This is a genomic window from Lederbergia citri (assembly GCF_018343625.1).
GTDB lineage: Bacteria > Bacillota > Bacilli > Bacillales > Bacillaceae_C > Lederbergia > Lederbergia citri.
This window is the reverse complement of sequence record NZ_JAGYPG010000001.1, coordinates 1472884-1486715: the sequence shown is the minus strand read 5'-3', so window position 1 is coordinate 1486715 and position 13832 is coordinate 1472884. Positions and strand designations below refer to the sequence as shown.

Annotated in this window: 13 protein-coding genes; 11 read left to right on the top strand and 2 right to left on the bottom strand. The window is 36.9% G+C overall.

Annotated features, from left to right (window positions below; translation table 11 throughout):
* The first annotated feature begins 20 nt into the window (after positions 1-20).
* Both KHA97_RS07510 and KHA97_RS07505 read left to right on the top strand, forming a co-directional pair.
* Complete coding sequence (locus KHA97_RS07510; RefSeq protein ID WP_213124065.1) at positions 21-566, top strand: hypothetical protein; 546 nt, start codon at positions 21-23, stop codon at positions 564-566.
* On the top strand, positions 532-1623 hold the full coding sequence (locus tag KHA97_RS07505) for a PQQ-dependent sugar dehydrogenase (protein WP_213124349.1): 1092 nt from the start codon (positions 532-534) through the stop codon (positions 1621-1623). Before KHA97_RS07510 ends, KHA97_RS07505 begins: the two co-directional genes overlap by 35 nt.
* A gap of 24 nt (positions 1624-1647) precedes the next feature.
* On the opposite strand, the gene rnhC is transcribed toward KHA97_RS07505, so the two are convergent.
* Positions 1648-2580 (bottom strand): ribonuclease HIII, encoded by a 933-nt coding sequence (gene rnhC / locus KHA97_RS07500; protein ID WP_213124064.1) that lies wholly within the window; start codon positions 2578-2580, stop codon positions 1648-1650.
* A 262-nt stretch (positions 2581-2842) separates the two neighbouring features.
* Here rnhC and zapA point away from each other — a divergent pair, with 262 nt between their 5' ends.
* From zapA to KHA97_RS07475, 5 genes are all read left to right on the top strand, one after another.
* Positions 2843-3103: a cell division protein ZapA gene (zapA, locus tag KHA97_RS07495; protein WP_213124063.1), complete on the top strand. Its 261-nt coding sequence runs from the start codon at positions 2843-2845 to the stop codon at positions 3101-3103.
* 7 nt (positions 3104-3110) lie between these two features.
* Entirely contained in the window at positions 3111-3653 is a 543-nt protein-coding gene (locus tag KHA97_RS07490; RefSeq protein ID WP_213124062.1) for a CvpA family protein, read from the top strand.
* Positions 3654-3766: 113 nt separating this feature from the next.
* Positions 3767-5485: a DNA polymerase/3'-5' exonuclease PolX gene (gene polX / locus KHA97_RS07485; protein ID WP_213124061.1), complete on the top strand. Its 1719-nt coding sequence runs from the start codon at positions 3767-3769 to the stop codon at positions 5483-5485.
* A 17-nt stretch (positions 5486-5502) separates the two neighbouring features.
* Positions 5503-7860: an endonuclease MutS2 gene (locus KHA97_RS07480; RefSeq protein WP_213124060.1), complete on the top strand. Its 2358-nt coding sequence runs from the start codon at positions 5503-5505 to the stop codon at positions 7858-7860.
* 103 nt (positions 7861-7963) lie between these two features.
* The gene (locus tag KHA97_RS07475) at positions 7964-8371 is read left to right on the top strand and encodes a DUF350 domain-containing protein (RefSeq protein ID WP_213124059.1); all 408 of its coding nucleotides are present in this window, start codon (positions 7964-7966) and stop codon (positions 8369-8371) included.
* Between the two features lie 324 nt (positions 8372-8695).
* Here KHA97_RS07475 and KHA97_RS07470 read toward each other — a convergent pair whose 3' ends face one another.
* Positions 8696-9598 carry a Gfo/Idh/MocA family protein gene (locus tag KHA97_RS07470; RefSeq protein ID WP_213124058.1) on the bottom strand — a complete coding sequence of 301 codons (903 nt, stop codon included), beginning with the start codon at positions 9596-9598 and terminating at the stop codon, positions 8696-8698.
* Positions 9599-9771: 173 nt separating this feature from the next.
* Here KHA97_RS07470 and KHA97_RS07465 point away from each other — a divergent pair, with 173 nt between their 5' ends.
* The 4 genes from KHA97_RS07465 to KHA97_RS07450 all read left to right on the top strand — a co-directional run bounded on the left by KHA97_RS07465 (position 9772) and on the right by KHA97_RS07450 (position 13824).
* The gene (locus KHA97_RS07465) at positions 9772-11469 is read left to right on the top strand and encodes an AMP-binding protein (protein ID WP_213124057.1); all 1698 of its coding nucleotides are present in this window, start codon (positions 9772-9774) and stop codon (positions 11467-11469) included.
* Between the two features lie 171 nt (positions 11470-11640).
* Positions 11641-12225 (top strand): TetR/AcrR family transcriptional regulator, encoded by a 585-nt coding sequence (locus KHA97_RS07460; protein ID WP_213124056.1) that lies wholly within the window; start codon positions 11641-11643, stop codon positions 12223-12225.
* A gap of 22 nt (positions 12226-12247) precedes the next feature.
* Entirely contained in the window at positions 12248-13021 is a 774-nt protein-coding gene (locus KHA97_RS07455) for an enoyl-CoA hydratase (protein WP_213124055.1), read from the top strand.
* Positions 13022-13059: 38 nt separating this feature from the next.
* Entirely contained in the window at positions 13060-13824 is a 765-nt protein-coding gene (locus KHA97_RS07450) for an electron transfer flavoprotein subunit beta/FixA family protein (protein ID WP_213124054.1), read from the top strand.
* The last annotated feature ends 8 nt before the right edge of the window (positions 13825-13832 follow it).

The window sequence follows — 13832 nt, the reverse complement described above, 5'->3', positions numbered from 1 at the left end:
ATGATAAGAGGACGGAAGACATGAAGAAAAGACGTTTGCTAATATATTTATTCTTATTTTTTGCTATAGTTGCAGTTATGACTGTTTATGGGAAACAATCATCCCAACAATATAATCCTGATAAAGTTACAGGTTATATTAATGGAATGCGAATGGGAATACAAGATTTATATAAAAAAGTTCCTATTAATACGATAAGGGAAAACAATACGGTTACAGAGAAACAACTTGATTATTTAATAGGCGGGATAGACCGAGTTTATTCAAGTTATTTAGAATTACAAACGATGGGGATTAATTTTCATTTTATAAAAGAAGAGGAAATAAAGAAAACTGACGTTGTTTTAGAAAATATCCTTTCTTCACTCCAAGAGTTAAAAACATCTACTAAAAGTGATATCACCCTCACAAAAAATCAATTGGAAGCTATCGAAGAGCTATACATATTTTTATGGGATATATATGAACTTGATCTGTATGATAAAGAATTAGGTGAAATTTTACTAAACTTGGAGGACGTGAGTGGAAGCCATGAAATCTTGGGGAAAGTTAATTTTCAGCCGTAGTTTGTGGATGTTGATGGTGGTTATATTGCTTTCTGCATGTTCGGAAAATAAAAATGACAAGAAAACACTCCCTAAGAAAGAAGAACAGCCTGCATTTGGAAATAAAACAGAAATAGAGCTTGCTAACCACTTAGAAATACCATGGTCCATAACTAAGAAAGATAACCTATTTTATATAAGTGAAAGGCATGGGACCATTACCTCTATCGATGAACATACAGGTGAGAAGAAGCAACTTCCTGTTATTCTGCGAAAACACCTTTACGCTGGGGGAGAAGGGGGATTTTTAGGCTTAGAGCTCATCCCTAATACCGATTTAGAAGCATTTGCGTATCATACATACGAAGAAGATGGGAAGATTTTAAATCGTGTCATCCGAATCGTTAAAGATAGTAATGCTTGGCGAGAAACAGAAGTACTTTTAGAAAAAATACCTGGGGCACAAATTCATAATGGCGGAAGAATTAAAATAGGTCCTGATAACAAGATTTACGTAACTGCCGGTGATGCAGCAGTTCCTGAGTCGGCACAAAATACATATAGCCTATCTGGGAAAATAATGCGATTAGAATTTGATGGATCAATTCCTAAAGATAATCCGATTAAAGACTCTCCAATTTATTCCTATGGGCATCGAAATCCTCAAGGACTTGCATGGACAGAAAATGATCAATTTTATGAAACGGAGCATGGTCAGAGTGCTTATGATGAAATCAACATGATAAGTCCAGGGAAAAATTACGGTTGGCCCGATATTCAAGGGGACGAACAAAAACCTGGTATGGAATCTCCGATTTTTCATACAAATAGGGACACATGGGCGCCGAGTGGAACGGTGTATCATAAAGGAAAATTATATATTGCTTCTTTAAGGGGAGAGGCAGTAAGGGTCTATGATTTTAAAAAAATTGATGCAAGTGAATTGATCGAAGGATACGGTCGGATACGAGATGTGTTGATTGATGGAGACTTCTTGTATTTTATAACAAACAATACTGATGGCAGGGGAACCCCAGCAGAAAATGATGATCGTCTTATTAAAATAGATTTAAAATAAGGTTGGGCGTATTTTGGCCCAACCTTATTTTAATCCAGCTATTTTTTTCGCTTTGTTTGTGTTTGCAAAGTGTAATTTTGTAAATTGATGTAATGCAGATATTCCTTTTGCCTTGATTAATCTAGCAGCGTCTTGATCGACTTTAGGCCCAGCACCTTTTGTTAATGGAAAACCCGCTTTTTCACTTAAATCGTCAAAGGCTTTTAAAAAAGCATATCTTGCTAAAATCGAAGCGGCAGCGACCGAAAGGTGAATACTTTCCGCTTTTGTACTAAAGTAAACATTCTCCTGCAAGATTTTTTTCTGCCCTTGAAGATGGCGAAAATATATAGATGCTTCTGCAAACTGATCAATAAGGATTGCTTCAGGTTTTTCGGGTTCGATTTTTGTCAGTAAATGGTTTAAAGCTTGGTTATGTAAAATAGCTGTAATTTTACCTTGGGTCATTCCTGATGCTTGTAATTGGTTATATTTTTCATTTGGCAATTTTAATAAACTGTATGGCAGAAACGTAATTAAATCTTTGGCGATTGTAATGATTTGCGAATCCGTTAAATTCTTTGAATCTTTTACTCCAAGCTCCTTTAATAGTAACATCTGATCGTTTTTTACATATGCTGCCACAACCGTCATCGGTCCGAAATAATCGCCTTTTCCTACTTCATCTGATCCGATTGCAGACATGGAGGAAATGTTAGGTGGAAGCGGGGATCCTGATGTCTTTCTAGAAATAGGTTTTTCAATTTTTTCACCAGATTGACTCCAATTTTGTGCTTCTGCTTCATTCCCAGCTCCCTGGAACATTACTTTTCCAGAACGATAGGCAGTAATGGTACAGCCATTTTTTTTCGCAATAAAAATAGCCCCGGGAGGTGTCTTGCCAGTTTTATAATCTTTATAATATGAGTCCATTTTTTCAATATGTGATAGGGGTAATTGAATGACGATATTAGCCAAATGAACACTTCCTTTCTGTTCAAATAAAAAATATTATTACTTTGTAAGTTGAGTTTTATTGCATGCGCTAGCTTTCGGGCAGTGCTACCATTAATGAAAGTGGGTTCTCATACTCAACATAGACTATATATCATATAGAAATTCACTTATCTTTCTTTAAAATCCTCTATCATTTGTACCACACATTTAGACAAGATATTCCCATCTATTTTCATTCGTGATATGATATGGAATAGGATTCTAGCGATTGGAGGCTATTGGTTTGACGGAAAATGAAAAGATTCGGACCATGGTCATGATTTATGGAGAACAGTATACCATTTCCGGAACTGAAACGACAGAGCATATGCAGCAAGTGGCATCGCTTGTCGATACAAAAATGAGAGAAATACATTCGGTGAACCCTAATCTTAATACTAGTTCTCTTGCTGTGTTGACAGCCGTTAATACTATCCATGAATATATTAAACTACAAGAAAAATATGATAAACTTGTTGAAGAATTTAAACAATTAAAGGACTGAACTTTTTATGCTTGACCTTATTTTATTAGGCTTACTTGTTTTTGGCTTTCTAATTGGATTGAGAAGAGGCTTTATTTTACAACTTATTCACATGATAGGATTCGTTGTTTCCTTGATTATTGCTTACACTTATTATGATGATCTTGCACCATTGCTTAAGCTTTGGATCCCTTACCCTGATTTAAGCAGTAATGCTACTTTTAAAATGGTACTGGATGGAATAAGTTTCGATGTTGCGTTTTACCGAGTGATTGCCTTTGCGATTATTTTCTTTGCTGTAAGAATAGTACTTGGTATCATTGGTTCTGCACTTGATATCGTTGCAAGCCTTCCGGTTATTAAGGTGATTAATATTTGGGCTGGAGGTATTCTTGGCGTAATTGAAATGTATTTATTACTTTTTATTCTTTTATACATTGCGGCACTTGTACCGATTGCTTCAATTCAAACGGCACTATCCGACTCAACAATATCTGAAATAATATTAAAAAATACACCTTATTTTTCGGAAGTAGTTAATAAATGGTGGCTCGATTATATTCAACAATAAGTGGCCGTCCCTACGAAAAGCGGAATTCCAAAAAGGAACCCGCAAACTTTCATAGGGCGGCCTCTTTTGTTAATATATGTTCAGGGAGAAATAATGAACGGCTGGTGAAAAATATGAAAATAAATAAAAAGGACATCATACGTTTACTTGAACAAATTGCGATATATATGGAACTAAAAGGGGAAAATCCATTTAAAATTGCGGCTTTCCGAAAGGCCGCTGGTGCATTGGAAACAGATGATCGCAGTCTAACGGAAATCACTGTGTTTACAGATATTCCTGGAATAGGAAAAGGGACAGGAGCTGTCATTGAGGAATATGTAAAAGAAGGAACCTCCTCCGTATTGGAGGAATTAAAGGAAGAAGTGCCGAAAGGGTTAATCCCATTATTGCAGCTACCTGGTCTTGGCGGCAAGAAAATCTCTAGGCTGTATCAAGAGCTTGGTGTGGAAGATGTCGAGTCTTTAAAAGAAGCTTGTGAAAATAATCGTGTGGCAGGCTTAAAAGGATTTGGGAAAAAAACACAAGAAAAAATTCTTTCTTCCATTGCTCAATTCGGTTCTCAACCAACACGCCTTCCCATTGCATATATGCTGCCAGTAGCAAATCATATTGAATCATATTTAAATGAAATTAAAGAAATAACTGCTTTTTCCAGAGCAGGAAGTTTACGGCGGACGAAAGAAACGATAAAAGATCTTGATTTTATTATTGCAACAAAATCACCATCAGCTGTAAAAGAAAAACTTCTTTCGATTGATGGTTTAAAGGAAGCGACTTCAAGTGGGGAAACGAAAATAACAATTGTCATGGACGGAAGGTACGAAGTTTCGGTTGATTTTAGATTAGTAGCTCCTAATGAATTTGCGACAGCTTTACATCATTTTACGGGTTCAAAAGATCATAATGTCAGGATGCGTCAGCTTGCAAAGGAAAGAGGAGAAAAAATAAGTGAGTATGGTGTGGAAAATATAGAAACTGGAGAAGTGCTGACATTCAATAGTGAACAAGACTTTTTTCACCACTTCGATTTGCCATTTATTCCACCTGAAATAAGAGAAGATGGAAAAGAAATTGATCTCTACACAGCTACTACTGGTTTAATCACATTGGAGGACATTAAAGGTGATCTTCATATGCATACGACATGGTCTGATGGAGCTTATTCCTTGGAAGAAATGGTAGAAGCATGCAGAGAAAAAGGCTATAAATATATGGCAATTACCGATCATTCGGAATTTTTGCGGGTTGCGAATGGTCTATCGGTTGAACGTATAAAGCAGCAAAATGAAGAGATTCGAGCACTAAAGGAAAAATACGATGATATATTAATTTTATCTGGAATCGAAATGGATATCCTGCCGGATGGAAGCTTAAATTACTCTGATGACATCTTAGCAGAACTTGATTTTGTCATTGCATCTATTCATTCCAGCTTCTCGCAACCGAGAGAAAAAATTATGGAACGACTTTACAATGCTTTAATAAATCCCCACGTTGATATGATTGCCCATCCAACGGGACGCTTAATCGGGAGACGCGACGGATATGATGTAGATATCGATTTATTAATTAAGCTTGCGAAAGAGACGAACACGGCGCTCGAATTAAATGCAAATCCGGAAAGGCTTGATTTAAGTACTGAGTATTTGGTAAAAGCAATGGATGCTGGTGTAATAGTAGCTATTAATACAGATGCGCACAATATTCGTAGTCTAGACTTTATGAAAATCGGTGTTTCTGCCGCTAAAAGAGGTTGGGTGAAAAAAACATCAGTCATCAATGCGATGGAACGGGACGAATTACTGCAATTTTTGAAGAGAAATGATTAGGGACGGAGTTTTTAACAATGCATATGAAAATATTAAAAACCCTTGAATTTAATAAAATCCTCGCTCAGTTAGAGGAATTCGCTTCTTCTGTATTAGGTGTAGAAAAAATTCAAAACCTAGTGCCTTCTTCTTCCTTGGATGAAGTAAAGGAGATGCAAAATGAAACAGATGAGGCCGCTCATGTGCTCAGATTAAAGGGACATGCTCCGCTAAGTGGAATTCATAATATTAAGCCTCATGTGAAAAGAGCAGAAATTGGCGGGATCTTGAATTCTGTGGAGCTTATGCAGACGGCAAGCACAATTTATGCTGGGCGTTCCATGAAGCGCTTTATTGAAGGATTGTTGGAAAATGAAGTGGATATTCCCATACTCGAAGACAAAGCAAGTCAAATTGTTGTTTTAATGGACCTGGAAAAACAAATTAAAAATGCCATTGATGAGAGCGGAGAGATTCTAGATTCTGCTAGCGAAGCTCTCAGGAGTATTAGGCAACAGGCAAGAAGAAGTGAAGGAAAAATTAGAGAAAAGCTAGAAGGCTTAATCCGAAATCGAAACGCCCAAAAAATGCTTTCCGATGCCATCATCACGATAAGAAATGAACGTTACGTCATTCCAGTTAAACAAGAATATCGTGCACATTATGGTGGAATTGTTCATGACCAATCTTCCTCAGGTCAAACGCTTTTTATTGAGCCGCAAGCGATTGTTGATTTGAATAATGCTTTAAGGGAACTGCAATTAAAGGAAAAGCAGGAAATTGACAGGATTCTAGCAGAACTTTCTGCTAATGTAGCCGAATCAGCTGCAGATTTGAATCATCTAGTAGGAGTATTGACAGAGCTTGATTTTATATTTGCAAAAGCTCGTTTTGGAAAAGAAATGAATGCGACAAAGCCAAAAATAAACGATGAGGGTATCGTCCGTTTGTTAAAAGCGCGTCATCCTCTCTTACCTATTGATGAAGCGATTGCCAATGATATCACTCTTGGTGAAGAATATACAACTATGGTTATCACTGGACCGAATACGGGTGGAAAAACCATTACCTTAAAAACAGTTGGTCTTTTGACAATAATGGGACAGGCAGGGTTGCAAATACCTGCCGCCGAAGGATCTGAAATTGCTGTATTTAAAGAAGTTTTTGCTGATATCGGTGACGAACAATCAATTGAGCAATCTTTAAGTACATTCTCTTCTCATATGGTTAATATAGTCGATATTTTAAAGAAAGTGGACCATGAAAGTCTTGTACTTTTCGATGAGCTTGGTGCCGGAACGGATCCACAGGAAGGTGCTGCCCTTGCTATTTCCATTTTAGATGAGGTGTATCAAAGAGGAGCTCATGTCGTTGCAACCACTCATTATCCGGAACTTAAAGCATATGGTTACAATCGGCCTGGAGTTATAAACGCAAGTGTGGAATTTGATGTAGAGACGTTACGCCCAACTTATAAATTATTGATTGGGATTCCGGGGAGAAGTAATGCCTTTGAGATTTCAAAAAGGCTTGGACTTTCAGAAACTGTTATTTCCTCTGCGCGTTCAATGATTGATACAGAAAGTAACGAAGTAGAAAATATGATTGCATCTCTCGAAAAAAGTAGAAGAGAAGCGGAACAGGAATATAAAGAGGCACATGACTACTTAATAAATTCGGAAAAACTTCTTCAGGATATTCAAAAACAAATGATCGAATTTTATGAGCGTAAACAAAAAATGTATGACGATGCTGAGGCAAAAGCTGCGAAAGTCATTGAAAAAGCAAAGGCAGAAGCGGAAGAAGTAATGGCTGAGCTGCGTCAAATGAGACTTGAAGGCGGAACCCTTGTCAAAGAACATGAGTTAATTGAAGCAAGGCGAAAGCTAGACGAAGCTTTGCCGAAACTCGATAAAGGTGTCGATCCATCAAAAGAGAAAAAGCAAAAGCGTGAGTTTCAGCCGGGAGATGAAGTAACTGTAACAACCTTTGGTCAAAAGGGACATCTTGTTGAGAAAATTGGGGCAGACGAATGGCAAGTCCAAATTGGAATAATGAAAATGAAGGTACGCGAGAAAAATTTAGTTTTCATTAAGGCAGAAGAGAAAAAAGAGACGAAACCACTCGCAACAATAAAGGGCAGAGACTACCATGTGAAATTAGAATTAGACTTGCGTGGAGAACGCTATGAAGATGCACTATTAAAAGTTGAAAAGTATATTGATGATGCTTTATTAGCGAACTATCCACGTGTTTCCATCATTCATGGAAAAGGAACTGGTGCACTTCGGACGGGAGTTACAGAATTTTTGAAACATCATCGCTCCGTCAAACGTATAAGATTAGGAGAAGCGGGTGAAGGTGGAAGTGGTGTAACTGTAGTAGAGTTCAAATGATGCTAATATTTACCTCTCAAAAGAAAAGCTGAACCACCTGAATTAAGTAGTATAGAATAAAAAAAGATTATGTTCTTTTGCTTTGAACGAAGGGGGATAAGGGATGGACTCTTTTTGGGAAAATGCATTTATTCAGACAGCAGGCTATTATAGTGTAACAGTCCTATGTATTGTTTTATTTTTATTTATTTTTGAGGTAGTTACGAAATACAATAACTGGGAAGAAATCAAAAAAGGAAATATTTCTGTTGCAATGGCGACGGGAGGAAAAATTTTTGGAATTGCTAATGTGTTTAGGCATTCAATTTTGAATCATGACACCCTTTTTGTCATGATTGGTTGGGGAATATTTGGCTTTTTTCTACTGCTCACAGGATATTTTATTTTTGAATTTTTAACCCCAAAATTTAAGATTGACGAAGAAATAGAAAAGGATAATCGTGCAGTAGGTTTTATTTCGCTCGTGATATCAGTCGGACTTTCCTATGTTATAGGCGCGGGCATTCCGTAAAAAAAGTGAAAGCACCTATTATCGATGACAGGCCCGACAGGATGTAAGTCCATCAACTATGGTATAGAGACGTTTCTTTTTAACCTTCGACTGAAACACGCAAAGCTGGAGAAGTGATAGGTGCCTTCATAAGTAGAATGAGCTTGGCCATCTTACGAAAATGACAAAAAGTGAATAAGTCTATAGTTGCTGAAGCTAGATAAGGAGTAGAATGTAGTGGAAAAACTGGCAAAAGTAATGCTTGTATTATGCGGCATTTTTCTTCTCATTGGAATCATTTATTTAATAAATGCATAAAAGAAGAGGATCTTTCCTCTTCTTTTATCATTTCATTACATATTGAACAATTTTCTCAGCAAGTAAATGTGTATTCAAATCTTTATCATAGCCATTGTATAGTTGAGTGTCTTTTTGAATTATTTCTAGAAATTGAGCAACTATGTGATGAAAGCCTCTTTTTTCAAGAGTCGGCTGCCAGTCGTCACTTCCATAATGTAGAATTTTTTTATCCTTGTGTGACGTAACTTCACTTACATTGAAAACTTTTCGTGTTTCTTCTGAGCTCATTACTTCGACAATTTCTTCTGTAGTGCCTGAATCCCGATTCATTATGCCAATGGCTGTTCCTTCACTCGATTCAATTTGCAATGTAACATGATGAAGTTCCCCATTTTTCTTCTTTCCACGTATTATTACTTCCTCGTATGAATATGGATATAAATAGAGCAGTGTGTCGATAACATGAATAAAATCATCAAAAATAAAAGTCCGTATATCTGCGGGGTGATGACTCCGATTTTTTTGCATCACAATCATATTAGGCTTAGTGATTTCTTTTAGTTCTTTGTACGGTGGTGCGTATCTACGATTAAAGCCAACCATTAGGACAAGCCCTTTTTCCTTAGCTTTTTCAATCAGTCTTTTGGATGAATCTCCAAAATATGTTATCGGTTTATCGATATACACATGGATTCCAAGATCCAATAGCTTATCAATTATTTCCTCGTGGGAATTAGTTGCAGAGTGGACAAATGCAGCCTGGATGCCACTTGCTATCAGTTCATCCAAATTACGATAAGTATGCTTAATCTGGTATTTTGCAGCTATGTCTAAAAGAGTCTCTTCATTTCTTGTGCAAATATGCAGTTCAATACCTTTTGTTTGTGTTAGTACGGGTAAATAAGCCTTTTTAGCTATATCCCCAATCCCAATCATCCCTATTTTCATTTTAATCACCTTATCTTCATATTTTCACCTTACTAGCATTATCCTTTATTAAAGAGTAAAAGTGAATTAGATTTCTTTGATGATGTATAATTGAATGAAATAAACTCTTATCATATAATATAGGAGAGAAGTTCTAATTTTCAAATTGTTCATTTAAAACGAGGGGGGATTGTGTGGAAAGGAAACCTTGGCTGAAATTGTATCCAGACTCAATACCGACAACGTTAGAATATGAACCCAAAACTGTCCAATCTTATTTATCAGAAGCAGCAAAAGACTACCCCGATAAAGCAGCAGTCCATTTTATGGGGAAAGAAATGACTTTCAAGGAAATTTATGACTGTGCTTTAAAGCTGTCTAATTATCTTCGTGGTATCGGCATAGAAAAAGGTGATCGGGTTGCTATTATGCTTCCTAATTGCCCACAAGCTGTCATTAGTTACTATGGAATTCTGTATGCTGGAGGAGTTGTCGTACAAACGAATCCTCTATACACAGAAAGAGAGCTAGAGTACCAAATGAAGGATTCAAGAGCAAAGGCTATTATAGCGCTAGATATTTTATATCCTCGTATTACAAAAGTGATGAAAAATACAAAACTGGAACATATTATTGTAACCGCTATCAAGGATTACTTGCCATTTCCAAAAAACATCATCTATCCTTTTATACAAAAAAGAGATACTGGGATTGTTGTTAACGTACAACATGAAGGCAATCAACATCTTTTCAAAAATATTATGGTTGAATCAAAAGCAATCATGAATGAATATGAATTCGATTTTGACAATGATTTAGCCATACTTCAATACACTGGTGGTACAACTGGCTACCCGAAAGGCGTTATGCTTACTCATAAAAATCTAATTGCCAATGCTACTGCCTGTGGTGCGTGGCTTCATGAGGCAAAAAAAGGTGAAGAAACAATTCTTGGCTTACTACCGTTTTTCCATGTATATGGAATGACCACAGTTTTAATAATAGCAGTCATGCAAGGATATAAAATGATACTGCTGCCAAAGTTTAATGTGGAAACAACATTAAAGACCATTCATAAACAACGACCAACCATTTTTCCTGGTGCCCCAACGATTTATATTGGAATTTTAAACCATCCCGATTTGAGCAAATATGATCTTTCTTCTATTGAAGCTTGTTTAAGTGGATCTGCTCCACTTCCAGTTGAAGTTCAGCAAAAGTTTGAGGAACTGACAGGTGGTAAACTAGTTGAAGGATATGGATTAACGGAGTCCTCACCTGTAACACATGCGAATTTTATTTATGGTCAGAAAAGAGTAAAAGGAAGTATTGGTGTTCCTTGGCCTGACACCGAGGCCGCAATCATTTCCGCAGAAACAGGAGAGCATGCTCCACCTCATGAAATAGGTGAAATCGCTGTTAAAGGACCTCAAATTATGAAAGGATATTGGAATAGGCCGGAAGATACCGCTGCCACTCTAAAAGATGGATGGTTATTAACAGGCGATATGGGTTATATGGATGAAGAAGGTTATTTCTATGTAGTCGATAGGAAAAAAGACATGATTATCGCTGGTGGGTTTAATATTTATCCTCGAGAAATTGAGGAAGTGCTATATGAACATCCGGCCATTCAAGAATTGGTTGTGGCAGGCGTCCCAGATGCGTATCGTGGTGAAACAGTAAAGGCATATATTGTGTTGAAAGAAGGCGCTACTGTAACGGAAGAAGAACTTGATGCTTATGCTCGCAAATATTTAGCAGCTTACAAGGTCCCAAGAATATATGAATTTCGTAAAGAGTTGCCTAAAACAGCAGTTGGTAAAATTCTTCGGCGTGTTTTGGTCGATGAAGAAAGAAATAAATTACAGCATGATGAAAAACTCGGTTAATAAAATGGATATTTATGAGCCGACGTGGCTCTTTTTTTATTGTGTTACTTGACATAAAATTAAGGACTCTTTATGATTGAGATATGAATGAATGGTCATTCATTTTTATAACAAAGCTCAACTGTTTTGATTTAAGTATACAACTATGAGCTTTAAGAGCAGGTGAAAGTATTGAAAAGGAATAAACCTAAGTACAAACAAATTATCGATGCGGCAGTGATTGTTATCGCTGAAAATGGATACCATCAAGCTCAAGTTTCAAAAATAGCGAAACAGGCTGGAGTAGCGGATGGAACAATCTATCTTTATTTTGAAAATAAAGAGGATATATTAATATCCGTTTTCCATGAAAAAATGGGGTATTTCGTTGAAAAAATGAAGGAAGTAATTGCAGAAAAAGAAACAGCTGCAGAGAAATTATTAGTTATGATTGAAAATCATTTTAAAATTCTTTCAAAAGATCGGAATTTAGCGATTGTCACCCAGCTTGAGTTAAGGCAATCAAATAAAGAATTAAGAATGAAAATAAATGAAGTATTAAAAGAATATTTACACGTCATGGACGATATTTTACATTATGGTCAAGAACGTGATGAATTTCTTAAAGATATAGATATTAGGCTTGCTAGACAAATGATTTTTGGAACGATTGATGAAACCGTTACAACGTGGGTCATTAATGAACAAAAGTACGATTTAGTTTCATTAGCGCCTGCTGTTCACAAGCTGCTTTTACGTGGCTGTGCACTTAGATAAAACTGTTAAGGAGGTTAAGGGAATGGCATACTTATCTCATATCAAAGAGGGGAATGCGGCGATTATTACAATTAATCGACCACCTGCGAACGCTTTATCTTTTGAACTAATTCAGGAAATTGGGAATCTACTTGATCAGATTGAGCAAGACACGGAAGTGCGGGCCATACTAATTCATGGTGAAGGGCGATTTTTTTCAGCAGGGGCTGATATAAAAGAATTTACCGAGATTGATAATGGAGAGGAATTTTCAAGGCTGGCGGAAAATGGGCAAGATGTTTTTGAAAAAGTTGAAAATTTTCCTAAGCCTATTATTGCTGCTATTCATGGAGCGGCTCTTGGGGGCGGTCTTGAGCTTGCGATGTCATGCCATATTAGACTTGTAAGTGAAAATGCGAAACTAGGGCTTCCAGAATTACAGTTAGGGTTAATACCAGGGTTTGCGGGAACGCAGAGACTTCCTCGGTTAGTCGGAACAGCTAAAGCAGCCGAGATGTTATTTACTAGTGATCCTTTATCAGGCCATGATGCTGTTAAATGGGGATTGGCAAATCAAGCATTTCCTGAGGAACAGCTATTAGAAAAAGCAAAGGAAATGGTTCAAAAAATAGCTGCGAAAAGTCCCATAGCACTAAAAGCTGCTATTGAATTGCTCCAATTTAGTAAGACGCCTCATTTTTATGAAGGAGTTAGACAGGAAGCTAAAAAATTCGGTTTTGTTTTTGATTCTGAAGATGGCAAGGAAGGGATTAATGCCTTTCTCGAAAAGCGAAAGCCTAATTTTACAGGTAAATAATATATTTTAATAGATTCCTATATTAGGAGGGGCGATATATGAATATTTTTGTAATCACGAAAAGAACCTTTGATACGGAGGAGAGAATTTTTGTTTCAAACAGAAATATTAGCGATGACGGGGCAGAATATATAATAAATCCGTACGATGAATATGCGATTGAAGAAGCCATTCGGGTCCGCGATGAACTTGGTGGAGAAGTGACAGTTATGACAGTGGACGGAGAAGAAGCAGAAAAACAGCTTAGAACAGCATTGGCAATGGGAGCAGATAAAGCTGTATTAATCAATATTGAAGATGATGTGGAAGATAGTGATCAATTTACCATCTCTACTATTATCGGAGAATATTTAAAAGATAAAGAAGTAGATTTAATTCTTGCAGGAAATGTTGCCATTGATGGCGGCTCCGGACAAATAGGTCCAAGAGTTGCGCATATATTAGGAATTCCATACGTCACGACGATAACTAAGCTGGAAATTACGGGAGATAAAGTATTATTGACTAAGGACGTAGAAGGTGATTCCGAAATTATCGAGACATCATTGCCACTTTTAGTTACAGCACAGCAAGGTTTAAACGATCCGCGTTATCCATCTCTTCCTGGCATTATGAAAGCACGTAAAAAACCTTTGGAAGCGCTTGAATTGGATGATCTAGACTTGGATGAAGATGATGTGAAAGCCAAAACGGAGACTGTTGACATTTTTCTTCCTCCTGCTAAAAGTGCTGGAAGAATTTTGGAAGGCGATATTGAAGATCAAGTTAAGGAACTTGCCGGTCTACTAAATAAGTTAGTTTAAGGAGGGAT